This is a genomic window from Kluyvera sp. 1366, from assembly GCF_054823405.1.
In genome coordinates, this window is the sequence record NZ_JBTRDW010000004.1 from 449,557 (window position 1) to 467,892 (window position 18,336).

Annotated in this window: 13 protein-coding genes and 2 pseudogenes; 9 read left to right on the forward strand and 6 right to left on the reverse strand. The window is 54.2% G+C overall.

What is annotated here, in order from left to right:
* Positions 1-30: 30 nt before the first annotated feature.
* From ACVLVH_RS11490 to ACVLVH_RS11515, 6 genes are all read left to right on the forward strand, one after another.
* A complete protein-coding gene (locus ACVLVH_RS11490; protein ID WP_498949417.1) occupies positions 31-1,671 on the forward strand; it encodes an ATP-binding protein in 1,641 nt (546 codons plus the stop codon).
* Positions 1,664-2,356, forward strand: coding sequence for a response regulator (locus tag ACVLVH_RS11495; RefSeq protein ID WP_110867792.1), 693 nt, complete (start codon positions 1,664-1,666; stop codon positions 2,354-2,356). The genes ACVLVH_RS11490 and ACVLVH_RS11495 overlap by 8 nt, the downstream gene beginning before the upstream one ends.
* Before the next feature lie 170 nt (positions 2,357-2,526).
* Positions 2,527-3,615 carry an ABC transporter substrate-binding protein gene (locus ACVLVH_RS11500; protein WP_137385230.1) on the forward strand — a complete coding sequence of 363 codons (1,089 nt, stop codon included), beginning with the start codon at positions 2,527-2,529 and terminating at the stop codon, positions 3,613-3,615.
* 73 nt (positions 3,616-3,688) lie between these two features.
* Positions 3,689-5,458, forward strand: coding sequence for an ABC transporter permease (locus tag ACVLVH_RS11505; protein WP_101762505.1), 1,770 nt, complete (start codon positions 3,689-3,691; stop codon positions 5,456-5,458).
* Positions 5,451-6,521: an ABC transporter ATP-binding protein gene (locus ACVLVH_RS11510; RefSeq protein ID WP_217547452.1), complete on the forward strand. Its 1,071-nt coding sequence runs from the start codon at positions 5,451-5,453 to the stop codon at positions 6,519-6,521. Before ACVLVH_RS11505 ends, ACVLVH_RS11510 begins: the two co-directional genes overlap by 8 nt.
* 288 nt (positions 6,522-6,809) lie before the next feature.
* Positions 6,810-10,211 carry an autotransporter outer membrane beta-barrel domain-containing protein gene (locus ACVLVH_RS11515; protein WP_498949418.1) on the forward strand — a complete coding sequence of 1,134 codons (3,402 nt, stop codon included), beginning with the start codon at positions 6,810-6,812 and terminating at the stop codon, positions 10,209-10,211.
* A gap of 23 nt (positions 10,212-10,234) precedes the next feature.
* Here the strand turns inward: ACVLVH_RS11515 and ACVLVH_RS11520 are convergent.
* Positions 10,235-10,441, reverse strand: a pseudogene (locus ACVLVH_RS11520) (amylovoran biosynthesis protein AmsF); the annotation flags it as partial.
* Between the two features lie 334 nt (positions 10,442-10,775).
* On the opposite strand from ACVLVH_RS11520, the pseudogene ACVLVH_RS11525 reads away from it, so the two are divergent.
* Both ACVLVH_RS11525 and ACVLVH_RS11530 read left to right on the forward strand, forming a co-directional pair.
* Positions 10,776-10,898 (forward strand): annotated as a pseudogene (locus tag ACVLVH_RS11525) (ESPR domain-containing protein); the annotation flags it as partial.
* A 2,049-nt stretch (positions 10,899-12,947) separates the two neighbouring features.
* Positions 12,948-14,537 carry an autotransporter outer membrane beta-barrel domain-containing protein gene (locus tag ACVLVH_RS11530; RefSeq protein WP_498949434.1) on the forward strand — a complete coding sequence of 530 codons (1,590 nt, stop codon included), beginning with the start codon at positions 12,948-12,950 and terminating at the stop codon, positions 14,535-14,537.
* Positions 14,538-14,662: 125 nt separating this feature from the next.
* Here ACVLVH_RS11530 and ACVLVH_RS11535 read toward each other — a convergent pair whose 3' ends face one another.
* Positions 14,663-16,408 (reverse strand): putative phage tail protein, encoded by a 1,746-nt coding sequence (locus ACVLVH_RS11535; protein WP_277974903.1) that lies wholly within the window; start codon positions 16,406-16,408, stop codon positions 14,663-14,665.
* A 39-nt stretch (positions 16,409-16,447) separates the two neighbouring features.
* On the opposite strand from ACVLVH_RS11535, the gene ACVLVH_RS11540 reads away from it, so the two are divergent.
* Positions 16,448-16,591 (forward strand): hypothetical protein, encoded by a 144-nt coding sequence (locus tag ACVLVH_RS11540; RefSeq protein WP_158527638.1) that lies wholly within the window; start codon positions 16,448-16,450, stop codon positions 16,589-16,591.
* 19 nt (positions 16,592-16,610) lie between these two features.
* On the opposite strand, the gene ACVLVH_RS11545 is transcribed toward ACVLVH_RS11540, so the two are convergent.
* The 4 genes from ACVLVH_RS11545 to ACVLVH_RS11560 all read right to left on the reverse strand — a co-directional run bounded on the left by ACVLVH_RS11545 (position 16,611) and on the right by ACVLVH_RS11560 (position 18,174).
* Positions 16,611-16,904: a hypothetical protein gene (locus ACVLVH_RS11545; protein WP_101762509.1), complete on the reverse strand. Its 294-nt coding sequence runs from the start codon at positions 16,902-16,904 to the stop codon at positions 16,611-16,613.
* Entirely contained in the window at positions 16,901-17,251 is a 351-nt protein-coding gene (locus tag ACVLVH_RS11550; RefSeq protein WP_101762510.1) for a DUF7940 domain-containing protein, read from the reverse strand. Before ACVLVH_RS11550 ends, ACVLVH_RS11545 begins: the two co-directional genes overlap by 4 nt.
* The gene (locus ACVLVH_RS11555) at positions 17,248-17,715 is read right to left on the reverse strand and encodes a lysozyme family protein (RefSeq protein WP_101762511.1); all 468 of its coding nucleotides are present in this window, start codon (positions 17,713-17,715) and stop codon (positions 17,248-17,250) included. Before ACVLVH_RS11555 ends, ACVLVH_RS11550 begins: the two co-directional genes overlap by 4 nt.
* 183 nt (positions 17,716-17,898) lie before the next feature.
* Positions 17,899-18,174: a transcriptional antitermination N peptide gene (locus ACVLVH_RS11560; RefSeq protein WP_110867800.1), complete on the reverse strand. Its 276-nt coding sequence runs from the start codon at positions 18,172-18,174 to the stop codon at positions 17,899-17,901.
* Positions 18,175-18,336: the final 162 nt, after the last annotated feature.

The window sequence follows — 18,336 nt, forward strand, 5'->3', positions numbered from 1 at the left end:
TCTCTCCAGTTTCTCTTTACTGCAGGTTGTATGAAACGCAGATTATCTTTCCAGGTAAAACTCTTCCTGTCGCTGGTGCTGTTTTCCTGCCTGCTACTCGCCCTGCTGGGCACCATTCTGTTTCATTTTATCGATCGCCAACTGCATCACGATTTGGGACAGCGCGCACGGGTGCAAGCCAGTGAAATTGCGCTGATGCCCGGCCTGGCAGAGAAAGTAGCGCGCCGCGATTTCGCTGGCATCGCCGCGCTGATTCAGCCGCTGCGCAACCAAAGCGATGCCAGCTATATCGTGATTGGCGACACGCAAGAACACCATCTCTACCACTCGGAATCACCGGAGCGCCTCAATTTACCGATGATTGGCGGTGACAATGCCGAGGTGCTGCAGGGCAAAACCATTATTTCGGTGCGCAAAGGCGGCATCGGCGTGTCACTGCGCAGCAAGGCGCCAATCTTAAATGCCCAGCACCAGGTGATTGGCATTGTCTCGGTGGGTTATCTCACTTCCTATATTGCCAATATCAACGTTAGCCTGCTGTGGCAGGCCAGTTTGTATGGCGTGGCGCTGCTGTTGCTGCTGTTTATTTTTTCCTGGATGTTTAGTCGCAACCTGAAAAAACAGATGTTCTGGCTGGAGCCAAAGGATATCGCCCTGCTGGTGCTGCAACAAAAGGCGCTGCTGGAAGCGATGTATGAAGGCGTGTTTGCGGTCAACGCGGAGCGGCAGCTGATTCTCATCAACCGCGCCGCACGCGAGTTGCTGGATATTCAGCAGAGTGAGAGTGAACTGCTGGGAAAACCGCTGGATGCAGTGTTGCAGATTCCTGCGGCTTTTTTGCGCCAGCATGAGGTGAAAACTCACGATCACGTTACCGTGCTCAATCAGCGTCAGGTGATCGTTAACCGGGTGGCGATCGAGCTGGAACCCGGCGAGCCTGGCGGCTGGGTATGCAGCTTCCGCGATAAAAACGACATCAATACGCTGAGCAGCCAGCTGAGCCAGGTGAAACGCTATGCGGATAATTTACGCATCATGCGTCATGAACAGCTGAACTGGACCGCCACGCTGGTCGGCCTGTTACAGATGCAGCGTTACGACGACGCGATGCGCTACATCCACGCGCAATCAGCTGGCGCGCAGCAGGTGCTGGATTTTGTCTCGGCACGCTTCACCTCACCCGCGCTCTGTGGGCTGCTGCTGGGGAAATATGTCAGTGCGCGGGAAAAAGGCGTGGAGCTGAAATTTGATCCGGCCTGCCAGCTGAGCCGCATTCCTGCCGCGCTGAGTGAAACGGCGTTGATGTCGGTGATTGGTAATCTGCTGGATAACGCCGTCGACGCCACGCTCAATGCCACAACGCCCGCCGCCCCGATAGAATTGTATATTTCTGGCCGTAATCAGGAGCTGTTAATCGAAGTGGCCGATCAGGGTTGCGGCATCGATGACAGCATTAAACCGCATCTGTTTGAGCAAGGCGTCACCAGCAAGCCGTCCAGCAACGACGATATGTTCGGTGCTGAGCACGGCATCGGCCTCTATCTGGCGGCAGGTTATGTACAGCAGGCGGGCGGCAGCATTGAGATCAGCGACAACTCACCGCAGGGCACCATCTTCTCGGTGTTTATTCCGTTCCAGCCCGCCGCATTAACAGGACTTTCCCATGAATAATGCTAAGCCGCTTGATGTGGTGATTGTGGAAGATGAGCCGCATCTGGCCGATCTGCATCGTGAATATATTGAGCAGAACTTTCATCTGCGCGTGGTCGGCATTGCCGCGACGCTGGCGCAGGCGCGCGCGCTGATTGCTGCGCATCAGCCACGGCTGCTGCTGCTCGACAACTATTTGCCGGATGGTCAGGGCGTAACCTTGATTGACGATCCGCTGCTGAAGCGTTTTGAGTGCTCGGTGATTTTCATCACCGCCGCCAGCGACATGCAAACCTGTAGCCACGCGATGCGCAGCGGCGCCTTTGACTACCTGCTGAAACCGGTTTTTTTCCATCGCCTGCGCGCGTCGCTGGAGCGCTTCATGCTGCTGGTGCAGACCCTGCGTCAGATGAAGAATGTCGATCAACAGGCGCTGGATAAGCTGTTCAACCTGCCAGCCAGTGACGCGCCTGCCGCGCCATCCACCAAAGGCATTGAGTCGATTACGCTGGAACGGGTGAAAGGCTTTTTTAACGCAGCACCGCACAGCAGCTGGTCGGTTGAACAGGTGGTAGAAAACATCGGCATCAGCAAAACCACCGGCCGCCGCTACCTCGAATATTGCGTAGAGATCGGATTTATTGGCGTCGAGATGCAGTACGGCAATATCGGCCACCCGCGACGGCTGTACCGCAAAATCCTGTGATCACGCGCAAATTCCGCGCGCGGCCACTTGCGGTTTTTATGGTGTTAATTGCCTAAACGACGCCAACAATCACACTTCGTGAAGATAACAATCCGTCACCTCTTGTGTGGAAAAGGCGATCGGCTATGTTGACCTTTAGTTCCTCAAATGTAACTAAAAGGTTAATTATAATGTCGAACACTTTTCCTCTGTCTCTGATTGCCGCCACTGTGTTTGTTTCCATGTCAGCCGTAGCGGCTCCGCCGCAAGGTTACCCTTCGGACTACCAAAGCGTGATTGATGCCGCCACCAAAGAGGGCAAAGTGGTGGTCTACTCCACCACCGACATCAAAGCCGCCGGACCGCTGGTCAAAGGCTTTGAGGCCACTTATCCCGGCATCAAAGTTGAATATAACGATATGAACAGCACCGAGCTGTACAACCGTTTTATCAGTGAACAAGCTTCGGGTGGCACCAGCGGCGATGTGGTGTGGAGCTCCTCAATGGATACCGGCCTGAAGCTGGCGACCGACTACGCGCAGGAGTACAAATCTCCTGAACTGGCGCAGCTGCCGAAGTGGGCGGTGTGGAATAACAAGGCGTACGGCACCACCTACGAACCGGTGGTCTTCATCTACAACAAGCGCATGATCCCGGCCGGTGACGTGCCCGATTCGCACGCTGCGTTAGCCAAGCTGATCGCCAGCCAGACCGACAAATTCAAGAGCAAAGTCACCACCTACGATATTGAGAAATCGGGCCTCGGCTTCATGCTCTCAGTACAGGATGCCAAAGCCGACCCCAACTACTTCAAAACCCTGGCCGACGTGGCGAAAGGCGGTTTAGCCGTGCAGTCTTCCACCGGCACCATGATGGAAAGGGTTTCATCCGGCGAAAACCTGATTGGCTTTAACATTTTGGGTTCTTACGCCGAAGCGCGCGCCAAAACCGATCCGTCGCTGGGCATCGCTTATCCGAAGGATTACACGCTGGTGCTGTCACGCGTTTCGTTCATCAGCCAGCAAGCGCAACACAGCCATGCGGCTAAGCTGTGGCTCGATTACGTGCTGTCTGAAAAAGGGCAAAGCATTCTGGCCAATCAGGCCGACATCCCTTCCCTGCGCAACGATATTGAAGGCAAAAATGACATTGATGGCCTGACCAAAATGTTAGGTAACGCGCTGAAACCGATCCCGGTTGATGAAAGCCTGCTGGAATATCTGCAACCGAAAAAACGTCTGGATTACATCAAACAGTGGCGCACAGCCGCCGGTAAATAACGGCAGTACCGAAGCGCGGCCGCTGCGTCGCGCTTCTCTTTCTGTTATCTGATTCGCCATTCAGGGTCTCAATATGCGTGCATTGCAGAGAAAGTGGCAAAGCCTGCCGCGCGGCGTTGTGGTGCTGATAACCGCGCTGGTTATCTACGTTCCGCTGTCGTTTATCGTGATACAAAGTTTCTTGTCCGCCCCGTTCTTTTCGCCGTCGAAAGCGTGGAGCCTCGAGTCGTTTGAATTTATTTTCACCGATCCCGACTTCTATAAAGCGCTGCGCAGCGGATTTATTCTCGCCTTCGGGCTGGTGATCATCGCCATTCCGCTGGGCGGTATTCTGGCGTTTCTGATGGTGCGCACCGATCTGCCCGGCCGACGCATCATTGAGCCGCTGATCCTCGTGCCAATTTTTGTCTCGCCGATGGTACTCGGCTTTGGTTACGTGGTGGCGGCGGGCCCGGTGGGATTCTTCTCGCTGTGGGCACAATCGCTGTTCGGTTTTGTGCCGTGGAATATCTACGACATGTCGAGCATTGTGGTGATCGCCGGGCTAACGCACGTCCCGCACGCCTATCTGTATATCTCTTCTGCACTACGCAGTGTGGGATCGGATGTGGAAGAAGCGGCGCGTATTGCGGGTGCGACACCGCTGCAGGTGATGACGGCGGTGAGCTTGCCGATGGTGCGTCCTTCGATGCTGTATGCCACCGTGCTGCTGTTCTTCCTCGGCCTGGAGGTGTTCGGCCTGATGCTGGTGCTGGGCGATCCCGAAGGCAACATGGTGTTGGCCACCTATCTCTACCAACTGACTAATAAACTCGGCACGCCTTCTTATCATCTGATGGCTGCCGTGGCGGTGGTGCTGATCTGTATCACCATCCCGCTGGTGATGCTGCAACGCCGCCTGATGCGCACCGCCAATCGCTTTGTCACCGTAAAAGGCAAAGCCTCGCAGGCGCGTGCGCTGCCGCTGGGCAAATGGCGTTGGGTGGCGGGCGCGGTTGTCGCCTTCTGGCTGACGGTGACCATTGGCGTGCCGCTGCTGGGCGTGGTGCTGCGTGCGTTTATCTCAAACTGGGGCGTTGGCGTCTCAATCTGGGATGAGCTGTCGATCAAAACTTTCCAGACCATCTGGGCGCAGCCTAACCTGCTGCGCGCCATCGTCAACTCGATGGCGATTGGGGTAATTGGCGGCGCGCTGGCGGTGGTGTGTTACCTGTTTATCGGCATCGCCATGCACCGCAAACCCGATAACACCACGCGCTTTCTCGACTACAGCGTGCTGGTACCGCGTGCGGTGCCGGGCTTGCTGGCAGGCCTGGCGTTTCTCTGGGTGTTCCTGTTCCTGCCGATGTGGCTGGATAACTCGCTCAAATCGGGCTGGCTGTCTGATTTCGTCTGGTCGCAGTGGCTGCGCGATAACCTGATCGTCTGGCTGCGGTCACTGCGCAGCACCATCTTCAGCGTCTGGCTGGCGTATACCGTGGTGTGGATGGCGTATGGCCTGCGTCTGATCTCGTCCACGCTGCTGCAGGTCGGGCCGGAACTGGAAGAGGCGGCGCGCAGCACCGGCGCCACGCGCGGACAGATCACGCGTCACGTCACCATTCCGTTATCCCGTTACGGCCTGATTGGCTCATGGCTGCTGATGTTCCTGATTTTCGAGCGCGAATATTCCACCGGCGTGTACCTGCTTTCGCCCGGCACGGAAACCATCGGCTCCATGCTGGTTTCCCTGTGGGCGGCGGGCGCGATAGATATCGTCGCCGCACTCTCGTTTATTAACATCCTGCTGGTCGTGGTCGGTTTGGGTATTGCCTTGCGATTTGGAGTCAAATTACATGATTGAATTATCGGTCGAAAACCTGCACTTAACTTACGGCGACAATCCGGTGCTGAAAGGCGTGTCGATGAATTTGCAGCGCGGCGAAGTGGTTTCTCTGCTTGGTCCGTCCGGCAGCGGCAAAACCACGCTGCTGCGTGCGGTCGCCGGGCTGGAGAAGCCAACGCAAGGCACGATTGTGATTGGCAACAACACGGTTTACGCCGGCACGCCGCGCAGTGAGATCCCAGCGGAAGAACGTAATCTGGGGTTGGTGTTCCAGTCCTACGCCTTGTGGCCGCACAAAACCGTGTTCGAGAACGTGGCGTATCCGTTAAAGCTGCGCAAAGTGGCGGCAGCGGAGATCACCCAACGCGTGCAGGATGTGTTGGTGCAGTTGGGGTTAGGCCACCTTGGTAAACGCCATCCGCACCAGCTTTCTGGCGGTCAGCAGCAGCGCGTGGCAATTGGTCGTGCGCTGGTCTACAACCCGCCGGTGATCCTGCTGGATGAGCCGTTGTCGAATCTGGATGCCAAGCTGCGCGAAGAGGCGCGCGTGTTCCTGCGTGAGCTGATCATCAAACTGGGCTTGTCGGCGCTGATGGTGACACACGACCAGAATGAGGCGATGGCGATTTCCGACCGTATTTTGCTGCTCAATAACGGCAAAATCGAACAGCAAGGCACGCCGCAGGAGATGTACGGCTCGCCAAAAACCCTGTTCACCGCCGAGTTTATGGGCAGCAACAACCGGCTGCACGGCAAAATCACCGAGCTGCGCGACGGCAAAGCGCGCATCGAGGGCAAAGGCTGGGCGTTGTGGGGATTGGCGGGCGCAGGCGTGCAAAACGGCCAGGAAGCCACGGCGGTGATCCGCGTCGAGCGGGTGAAACTGGTCGAGGGGCCGGGCGAAAATCAGCTGGAACTGCCGCTGCTCACCAGCATGTATCTGGGCGATCGCTGGGAATATTTGTTCCGCACCCAGGGCGATGATTTTGTCATTCGCGCTTATGGCAGTGAGGTGCGCGATCCGCAGCATTGCCATCTGGCTTTGCCGGAAAACCATGTGTGGATCTTCCCGAAATCCTGATGTTTAAGGGGGCGGCCAGCCGCCTCCTTTCTTCACTGATAATCCTCATTAAAAATAATTTTTTTAAAAATAGAATACACAGCGACACATCACCTCCTGCTATTAAATACACCGCTCAATAATTAAATTCTTTCTGTACTTATCTTATTCAAGACATGTCTTAGCCGGTTTTTTATCGCACCTTTCATATTCTCTCTGCCATCAAGTTATATCCATCCCTCAATCATCCCGCGCGCGAATCAACGTTTTATTTCGGCGTGAGATATTTTTTACAGGCAGAGAGTCAAAATGAATAAAAACTATCGGGTTATCTGGAACCACAGCCAGGGTAATTATGTTGTCACCTCCGAACTGGCACGCGGTAAAGTAAAATCATCCCGCTCCAGCACAGCACGTCGCCTCACCGCAGGCTGCGTGGCGACGGCCTTCATGGCGGTTGCCAGCGTCGGAATTATCCAGCCAGCGCTGGCCGACCCCGCCTACGGCGAATATGCTTCTGGCGCGGGCAATATTATTAATATTCAGGATAAGGACGTGGCTACCAGCGATGACAGCGCACACGCCTTATTTGTTGAAAAAGGCGCCACCGCGCACAGCAATAATATGAACTTCACGACCAGCGGTAAAAAAGCGTTCGGGGTTAATGTTGATGGTGCGGGATCGAATATTGATATAACCGGCGGTACGATTACCACTACAGGTGCACAGGGATATGGTTTAGTGGCTGGCAATGGCGGCAAGTTAATGGCTAGCGATATTACCTTGAATACTTCCAGCGTGGGCATTTACGCCGATAAATCCAAAATTCTGGCCAAGAACCTGAGCGTACAGGCCAACGCCTATGGCGTTTACGGTTTGGGTAAAGGTACTGAGCTTGTCATTGCCGACAGCAACGTAAACGTGAACGGTAATAGTGCCTACGTGCTGCTGGCTGAAAATGGCGCTAAAGTCACCAGTACCAACAGCCATTACACCACGTCAGGCAGTAACGTTGATGGCGGATGGGTGAACAATGACTCAGAACTCAATATTTTTGGCGGCAGCATTACAAATACCGGTAAAGGTAGCAAAGGCATTCTTGCTAAAAGCGGCGGCATTGTGAATGTTGATGGGGTGACCGTGGTATCTACTGCCCAGGGAATCAATAGCTATAGCGCAAACACGGTAGCCAATGTGGCTAACAGTCATGTCACCGTTACAGATAATGGTGCATATGGATTACTGGCTGAAAATGGCGGAAAAACCACAAGTCATAACAGCCATTACGTCGCGACGGGTGATAATGCCTTCGGTGCGTGGGTAAATATCGGTTCGGAACTGAATATTTTTGGTGGGAGCATCACTACGACGGGAAAAAACAGCACCGGCATGCTTGCTAAAAAAGGTGGCGTCCTGAATGCTGAAAATATACAGATTGATGCAAGAGGACGTGGCGTCGTGGCACAAAGTGAGGGTACCCGCGCAAATATAAATAATAGCAAAATTTCTTCTGGGGCTTATTTTGGCGGCGCAGTTACTGCCAGTAATAAAGGGTTAGCCACCGTTCGAGATAGTAAATTAATTGCCGTGGATAGAAAGTCTGCTGGTATTTACGCCGATTTTTCAGGACAAGTCGATGCAGAAAATGTAGATATTGAGATCATCGGTGCCGGGTTTGGTGCAGCCTCAAGTTTTAATGGAAGGGCAAACATAATTAACTCAAGAATAAAAAGCCAAAGAGGTGGCACTGCTTTCCATGCTGAAAGTGGCTCCGTATTAACAGCTGACAATGTTTTTGCTGAAATAGATAATATTAGCAATCCTGAAAAGTTCGCTAATGCGATTAATGTTAAAACTGAATCCACACTTTATAATGGCCCGACCGTTAACATTAATAATTCATTTTTACACATTAAAGGAAATAACGCCGCAGGAATTTTGACTGACAGTACTGAAGGCCAGGCCAACCTTAATAACACCGTCTTGACAGTGGATAACGGGCCAGCAATCATCGCTTATAATAATGCCCTTTCAACAGTGAATCTTGATAACAGCCTGTTGTCCGGCACAACACTGCTCGAAACCGGGTTAGACCCGTACGGCGAAGATGCAGGAGCGGATGTGCGCGGTATTACGGTTAACGCCAGCAATCATTCTCAACTGCAGGGTGATGCCAACATTGATCGCAGCAAAACGCAGGCCAGCAGCGTCAGTCTGGATTCCGGTTCGCGCTGGCAGGGTGCCGCGCATGATTTACAGGATTTGAGCTTAGCGGGCAGCAGCGAGTGGAATATGACCGGCAGCTCCACCGTCGACAACCTGACGGCCAAAGACAGCACCATCATCTTCGATCACGGTGCAGGCGATTTCCACACCTTAACCGTTAAGGGCGACTACCACGCTGACAACGCCAAACTGGTGATGAACCTTGCGCTGGCGGGTGACGATACGGCTAGCGATAAACTGCATATCGCCGGCAACGCCAGCGGCACCACCAAAGTTCAGGTGCACAATGCGGGCGGTAAAGGTGCTGCCACGCTAGAGGGCATTGAGTTGATTCGCGTTGAGGGCACGCAAAACGGTGAGTTCCTGCAGGATGGCCGCATTGTCGGCGGCGCGTGGGATTATGCGCTGGTGCAGGATAAAAACGGTAAGTGGCGCCTGGTTAGCGATCCGATTCCCGTTGATCCAACGCCTGTCGATCCCATTAAAGACGAGGGCGGCGATACGGGCACCGTCATTGCACCGGAGGTGCCGCAACCGAAACGTACCCCGCGTGCCCGTCCGGAAGTCGGCAGCTATATTGCTAACCTTGCGGCGGCCAGCAACCTGTTTACCCTGAGCGCAGCCGATCGTCCGGGCGTGACAGAATACCGTGATGCGCTGACCGGCAAAGTGGAAAAAACCACGCTGTGGCTGCGCAACGAAGGCGCGCACGGGCGCTTCAGTGACAGCACCGCGCAGCTGAAAAGCATCACCAACAGCTACATGACGCAGCTGGGTGGCGACATCGCACAATGGAGTTTGAATGGCAGCGACCGTTTCAGCCTCGGCGTGATGGCGGGTTACGGCAACGCCAAAAGCAATACGCTGTCGAAAACCACCGGCTACAGCGCCAAAGGCCAGGTTAACGGCTACAGCGGCGGTATCTATGCCGGCTGGCAGCAGGACAGCCAGACGCGCAGCGGCGCCTTTGTCGACAGCTGGCTGGCCTACAACACCTTCAATAACAGCGTGAAAGGTGAAGGTCTCGGTCAGGAAAGCTACAAGTCGAAGGGGATGACCGCGTCACTGGAAGGCGGCTACAGCTTCGCCTTCGGCGAGCAGCAGCAGTATCGCCTGCAGCCGAAAGCGCAGGCGGTGTGGATGGGCGTAAAAACCGGCGATTATACCGAGCAGAACGGCACCCGCGTCAGCGCCACCGGCAAAAATAACGTGCAAACCCGCACCGGCGTTCGGGCAACCATGCACACCGCCACCGCGCAGCCTTACGCTGAAGTGAACTGGCTGCATAATACGCAGCGCTTCGGCAGTAAACTGGATGGCGTGAAGATTGAGCAGGCGGGTGCGCGCAATATCGGCGAAGTGAAACTGGGTCTGGAAGTGAATCCGAGTCAACACGTCGGCATCTGGGGCGGCATCGCGCAACAGGTTGGCGGTAAAGGCTTCAGCGATTCCAGCGCCGCGCTGGGTATTAAGGTACATTTCTGATCAATGCGCCGGGCGCCATTCAGGCTGAGTTTCGCGCCGGATTGCAGGTTAAGCTGACGGATCACCACGCGCGCATTGTTGAGATTCAACTGAGAACCGCAATCTGCAATGTTCAGCGAATCCACCGTCCAGCCGCCGTCGGAGAGATCGCCCGGATTACGCGTGTGCTCAATGCAGACGTTGCGAATAACCTTGGCGATCGCTGGGAACATTTGTTCCGCAGCATTGCCATCTGGCGCTGCCGGAAAACCATGTGTGGATTTTCCCGAAATCCTGATGTTAAGGGGGGCGGCCAGCCGCCTCCTTTCTTCACTGATAATCCTCATTAAAAATATTTTTTTTAAAACAGAATAAACAGCGACACATCACCTCCTGCTATTAAATACGCCGCTCAATAATTAAATTCTTTCTGCACTTATCTTATTCAAGACATGTCTTAGCCGGTTTTTTACCGCACCTTTCATATTCTCTCTGCCATCAAGTTATATCCATCCCTTAATCATCCCGCGCGCGAATCAACGTTTTATTTCGGCGTGAGATATTTTTTACAGGCAGAGAGTCAAAATGAATAAAAACTATCGGGTTATCTGGAACCACAGCCAGGGTAATTATGTTGTCACCTCCGAACTGGCACGCGGTAAAGTAAAATCATCCCGTTCCAGCACAGCACGTCGCCTCACCGCAGGCTGCGTGGCGACGGCCTTTATGGCGCTTGCCAGCGTCTGGATTATCCAGCCCGCGCTGGCCGCCCCCGCCTACGGTGAATATGCTTCTGGCGCGGGAAATATTATTAATATTCAGGATAAGGACGTGGCTACCAGCGATGACAGCGCACACGCCTTATTTGTTGAAAAAGGCGCCACCGCGCACAGCAATAATGTGAACTTCACGACCGACGGTAAAAAAGCGTACGGCGTTTATGTTAATGGTGCGGGCTCGAATATTGATATAACCGGCGGTAGTGTCAATACAGCGGGAGCATTCAGTCACGGAGTTATTGCTGGTAACGGTGGCCGCATTAAAGCCGCCGATGTGGTCATTAATAGCGCCGGATTTGGCTTATATGCAGATAAGGCCACTATCAACGGTAAAAATTTAACCGTCAACTCTCAGGAATATGGCGCAAATGCTATAGGCTCGGGTGCAGTTATCGACGTTTCAGATAGCCGTTTCACTGTTGCAGGGGCAAATAGTTACGCGGTACTTGCTGAAAATGGCGGTAAAACCACCAGTACTAATAGTCACTATGTCACTACGGGAAAAAATTCCTCCGGCGGCTGGGTTAACGGTAAATCCGTATTAACTATTTTTGGTGGCAGCATTACCAATACAGGCGGCGGCAGCACCGGCATTCTAGCTAAAAGCGGTGGCGTGTTGAATGTCGACGGGACGACCGTAGAATCTACAGCCCAGGGCATTAACGGTTATGGTGTGAATACCGTGGCAAATATCGCCAACAGTCATGTCACCGTATCGGCTAATGGCGCATTTGGATTACTGGCTGAAAATGGTGGAAAAACTACAAGTCATAATAGTCATTATGTCGCGACCGGTGATAATGCCTTCGCGGCATGGGTCAACACCGGTTCGGAACTGAATATTTTTGGTGGCAGCATCACTACGACAGGAAAAAACAGTACCGGCATATTTGCCAAGCTTGGCGGAATAGTCAATGCCGATGGCGTCAGCGTAGCATCCACCACCAAGGGGGTTCACGCCTTTGGTTTAAATAGTGTGGCAAATATCGCAAATAGCCATGTCACCGTAACGGCTAATGGCGCATATGGATTACTGGCTGAAAATGGCGGAAAAACCACAAGTCATAATAGCCATTATGTCGCGACCGGTGATAATGCCTTCGGTGCGTGGGTAAATATCGGTTCGGAACTGAATATCTTTGGTGGGAGCATCACTACGACAGGGAAAAAAAGTACCGGCATGCTTGCTAAAAACGGCGGTATTATTTCGCTTAAAGATGTTCAGGTGAAATCGGTAGGACACGGCATTTATGCCAATGAATCTACGATTAATGCTGAAAATATTCAGATTGATGCGTCAGGGTACGGTGCATGGGCAAAAGGTAAAAACGCAATATTATCTATTAACGACAGCTTTATTAAATCCAATGCGAGTGATGGTGGAGCAGTAACTGCTACAAGTAAAAGATCTTTAGCCAAAGTCAGTAACAGTACTTTAATATCTGCTGGTAATAAAACAGCGGCATTATATGCAGATTACTCTGGTCATATTGATGCAGAGAATATAAATGTTGAGATAACGCATGGCGGTCAAGGCACTTATTCTTGGTATGATAGCTCGATAAATGTCAGACATTCAAAATTCAATAGTTTTAGTGGTGGCCATGCATTTGACATATCTGGTGGTTCTGTCTTAACAGCGGATAATGTATGGGTAGAAATGGATAATAGTCTAAACCCAGGCACTTTAACTGCTGCGATATATACTTCAAATCCAAATGTGTTGTATACAGCTCCAATTGCAAACATCAGCAACTCATATTTATACGTTAAAGGAAATAATGCTGTAGGGATCAGATCTAATTTCACCGATAGCACTATCAATCTAAACAATACTGTTCTTGAAGTTGAAAACGGGGCTGCAATACTTGCTTATAATTCTGCACTACTTACTGTCAATCTTGATAATAGCAAATTGATCGGTAGCACGCTGCTGGAATCAGGTAAAGCTCCTGAGGGGCAGGAAGCCGGAGCGGACGTGCGCGGCATTACGGTTAACGCCAGCAATCATTCTCAACTGCAGGGCGATGCCAATATTGATCGCAGCAAAACGCAGGCCAGCAGCGTCAGCCTGGATTCCGGTTCGCGCTGGCAGGGTGCCGCGCATGATTTACAGGATCTGAGCTTAGCGGGCAGCAGCCAGTGGAATATGACCGGCAGCTCCACCGTCGACAACCTGACGGCCAAAGACAGCACTATCACCTTCGATCACGGTGCTGGCGATTTCCACACCTTAACCGTTAAGGGCGACTATCACGCTGACAACGCCAAACTGGTGATGAACCTTGCGCTGGCGGGTGACGATACGGCTAGCGATAAACTGCATATCGCCGGCAACGCCAGCGGCACCACCAAAGTTCAGGTGCACAATGCGGGCGGTAAAGGTGCTGCCACGCTGGAAGGCATTGAGTTGATTCGCGTTGAGGGCACGCAAAACGGTGAGTTCCTGCAGGATGGTCGCATTGTCGGCGGCGCGTGGGATTATGCGCTGGTGCAGGATAAAAACGGTAAGTGGCGCCTGGTTAGCGACCCGATTCCCGTTGATCCAACGCCTGTCGATCCCATTAAAGACGAGGGCGGCGATACGGGCACCGTCATTGCACCGGAGGTGCCGCAACCGAAACGTACCCCGCGTGCCCGTCCGGAAGTCGGCAGCTATATTGCTAACCTTGCGGCGGCCAGCAACCTGTTTACCCTGAGCGCAGCCGATCGTCCGGGCGTGACAGAATACCGTGATGCGCTGACCGGCAAAGTGGAAAAAACCACGCTGTGGCTGCGCAACGAAGGCGCGCACGGGCGCTTCAGTGACAGCACCGCGCAGCTGAAAAGCACCACCAACAGCTACATGACGCAGCTGGGTGGCGACATCGCACAATGGAGTTTGAATGGCAGAGACCGTTTCAGCCTCGGCGTGATGGCGGGTTACGGCAATGCCAAAAGCAATACGCTGTCGAAAACCACCGGCTACAGCGCCAAAGGCCAGGTTAACGGCTACAGCGGCGGTATCTATGCCGGCTGGCAGCAGAATAGCCAGACGCGCAGCGGCGCCTTTGTCGACAGCTGGCTGGCCTACAACACCTTCAGTAACAGCGTGAAAGGCGAAGGTCTCGGTCAGGAAAGCTACAAGTCGAAGGGGATGACCGCGTCACTGGAAGGCGGCTACAGCTTCGCCTTCGGCGAGCAGCAGCAGTATCGCCTGCAGCCGAAAGCGCAGGCGGTGTGGATGGGCGTAAAAACCGGCGATTACACCGAGCAGAACGGCACCCGCGTCAGCGCCACCGGCAACCATAACGTGCAAACCCGCACCGGCGTTCGGGCAACCATGTACACCGCCACCGCGCAGCCTTACGCTGAAGTGAACTGGCTGCATAATACGCAGCGCTTCGGCAGTAAACTGGATGGCGTGAAGATTGAGCAGGCGGGTGCGCGTAACATCGGCGAAGTGAAACTGGGTCTGGAAGTGAATCCGAGTCAGCACGTCGGCATCTGGGGCGGTATCGCGCAACAGGTTGGCGGCAAAGGCTTCAGCGATTCCAGCGCCTCTCTGGGCGTCAAAGTCAGTTTTTGATAGCGCAATCGGCCTCTTTTGATCAGAGCATCGCTGGAAACAGCGGTGCTTTTTTTATGGCCAGTGCGCTTTCCCCACAAACAAAAAAAGGCGAGGCCGAAGCCTCGCCAAACAGGTGCTGGACCTCAATCGTAATAAGGAAGTTTACGATCGACACCGTTAATGTTGACCAGCACAAAGCCCGTAGGCGCGGTTTTGTTGGTCGGCGTACCGGCCGCCGTCGCGACGGTCAGCACCCCTTTCTCGTTCGCGCCAATACCGGCCAAACCGTTATGCAGCCCGAAACGCGCCGCCGGTTTGAAACCGCCCAGTTTGGTGGTATCGGTCACGACCGAGAAGTCCTGCTGGAACAGCGAGCAGGAACCGGTATCGAAACGCGTAGGGCCGGTGCATTTCAGGTTCATCATGGTGTCACCGCTGTTGGCGCGCAGTTTTATCCACACCGCCGCATAGGTGGTGCCGACGCGGCTGTAGCGGATATCCAGCACCGCAGGTTGTCCCATGTGATAGGCATCAGCCCACACCGTTTCCAGACGCTGCAGATTGACCCAGGTTTTGCCGGTCGCCGCCACGTTGACCGGTGAACCGGCAGTGCCCGTTGGCTGAGTGGCATCCGCTTTACCAATAAACTCCATTACCCACTGCTGGTTAGCGTTCGGGAAGAACAGCTGCCCAACGCGATACCAGTTATCGGTATCGGTGTTATTAGTAATTTTGTAGCCGCTGAAGTAGCCCGCGCGCAGCGATCCGGTCATAAAGGTGCCGTAGTTCTCGTCACGACGATAGCCATACTCAAAGGTGGATAACCAACGTCCGGCCACCGCATCCAGGCTGAGTTTTGCGCCGGATTGCAGATTGAGCTGACGAATCACCACGCGCGCATTGTTGAGATTCAACGGCGTACCGCAATCCTCAATGTTCAGCGTATCCACCGTCCAGCCGCCGTCGGAAAGATCGCCCGGATTACGCGTGTGCTCAATCCACACGTTGCGAATAATCCCCTGCGTTACGCGCGGCATGTAAAGCGTGGCGTCGCCATAACCGGTCTGAAAGTTACAGTTACACAGCTCAATCGCCGTGGAGTGATCCCACGCGCCTTTGGGCGAGTTTGACCAGCCGACATCAAACACGCGTCCGTAGGTATACAGGGTGTAAATCTGGTCGAATTTACTGTCGAGGGTATCCAGCACTTTGATCACCGTACCGCCGTTATTCTGCGCGCGGAAACAGTAGATATTGACGGTGGTGCCTTCGATACAGGTGTTTTCGAAGAACGGCTGCACGTTGCTGCACATATCGGCAGTGATGGTGCTTTTGTTGGTGGTGATATCGGCGGATGCCTGGCCGTTCCACGCAATACCGCGGATTGAGGTACGACGCGCCTTCACCTTAAACACCGTGTTGGCGCTTTTGTCGGAAATGATGGTGGTGCGCGGCAGCGAACCCAGCTCGACATCATCCCCCTGCAAGCCGAAGAAGGCGCGCTCGGTACCGCTGATGTCGATGGGGCTAATCAGGAATCGACCGCCAGGAAAACGCACCGGTAATGCGGTGATGTTGCCTGAGTAGCTTTGCGTCCACGCCAGCATACGGTTAAACGCCTCGGTATCGTTGGCGTAACCGTCGCCTTTGGCACCGAAGTGATAAACGTTGATTTCGGTGGGATCGTTAATCACGCGTTTCCAGTAAAAACCGTTACCGATCACCAGCGTACCGCCATCTTCTACCGCCGTGGTGGTGCCGATAAAACCGGTAAAATCACCGCCACCGTGGAAGGTGGAGTCCGCGTTGTAACGACGTAAGAATGCCAAATCGCCGTTTTTGGCCGGTACAGTGGTGCGCAGTTCTGCATAAGAGTTAACTTCGATCATCATAGCCTCCTCGGCTTTTCGGGTAGGGAATGCAAATGCATGAGAGCAACGTTACTGAGCCGGTTGGCCGCAGTGCTGATCCCAAAGATCGTTGTGGTTGTTGATGGCGCGCACGGTGCGAACGTCCATGCGCTCGGCGTCATTGCCGTGGGTGTAAATCGGGGAAAACAGGGTGCAGGCTGAGTCGATGACGACGGGAGATTCAGGGCTGGTGGTACTTCGATTGCTGCAACTTGTCACGAGCAGCAGCGTCATCAAGATTAAGGTTGCTGGCTTCCACACGTTTGGCCTCCTCGCGCAGCAGTTGCTGCTGTTGGTTAACCGCTACCGCTTGCGCCGCGGCTTTATCGGCGCGCTCGACGGCGGCCTGGGATGCTTGCTGCACCTTGCCGATTTTCTTGCCACCGAAGTAGCTGGCAACCAGCGCAGCGATGACGCCCGCCAGCGCGGCAACCCAGTGCCAGCTGGCGCCGAATAATGTCATGAGCAATGTCATACTTTTTCCTCCATCGCATTTTTCTGCTGGTTGAGGCCTTTCTGGCGGATGAATTGGGCAATCACGCCCATCGCCACCATAAAGGCGCCAATCAGCCCCAAATAGTTGTGCGGCAGAATCGCTTTCACGTCGGGCGGCATGCTGTTCCAGGCATCAAGCGCAGCGGTGGGAAATGATTGCACCCACGCGCTGAGCATCGAACCGAGCGACGCCAGCCATACCGACCAGGTTTTGAATAACAGCCGCGCATGTTTCACGAACTCCAGCGTGGTGAAGCGCTGCATCACCAACACCACCACAATCACTGCCAGCACCGCGGTGACAAAAATCAGCAGTTTCAAATTCATAGCAGCCCCCGATAGATGTCGTAGGTGCCGCTGCGCATCACTTCGGCATGGCGCCGTGCGCGACCCGACGTTTGTCTTGCCCACAGGCTGTCGAGCATGGCGTTGGCCGCGCTGTTGAAATCGCCCTGCGTAATGGCGGTGAGCATGCCGCGAAACATCGCCAGCCCATCCACCCCCAGCTGATATCCCATGCTGATCAGCACATCGCTGCGCGCCTCATTGCATTTGGCCAGCGCCTGCTGCACCAGCGCACGCTGATGCATCTGCTGCACCTTGCCCTCGACAATGCACTGCTTCCACACATCGCCGACGGGACGCGGCACCTGGAAGATGTAGTTGCTAAGCGATGCCCCTTTGGGGCCGATGCGAATGCCGCCAGCGACCGTGGGGAAACCCAGCGAGTCGAGGTAAGGCGCTTCGCGATAACCCTCTTCGAAATTCAGGATGGCAATAATCTGGCTCATAGAAATTCCTCTTTGACGGGGCGCAACAGCCTGTAAATGGCTGCGCAAAACGGCAAAAAACATAAATCCTGCTGATCGTTTACGACATTGAGCGCGTTTTCATATAAGCGAAACGCTCAAGAATGGTTAAACAGTGAGCAACAATGGAACGTTCCGTTTAAAACTGGGGAAAGTGATGCAGGGTTAACGCACGGCATACAAATAGACGTGGGGCAGACAGCAGTTATCAAAGCTGGGTTGTGCCTGCTGAACACGAACGGGCGCTAGCACGGCGCTGTCAACGCGCGACAGCGTCTGGCGCTGGCAGATGCGTTCAGCGGTGCGCAAGGTGACGTTTTCGTATTCGATGCCGAGTGCGCTATCGATGCTGCGCTTAAGGCTGAGGGACTGGCGTCGCCGATGGCGGCGCGTGCGTGCATTACCTGAAAATACTGACTTCCCGTACTGGATAATCGCCATAACTCCTCCTGTTAATGAGTCTTTGGCGATGGGGTGGCAGGCACGGCAATTCGGCTGAGGCCGACGCGTTCGTTATTCCTCTGGAAAATACCCGACGTCAACTCGCCCGGCTGCTTTCGCGGCCAGGGTGAAGTAGAGGAGAGTGAAAATCAGAGGGCAACT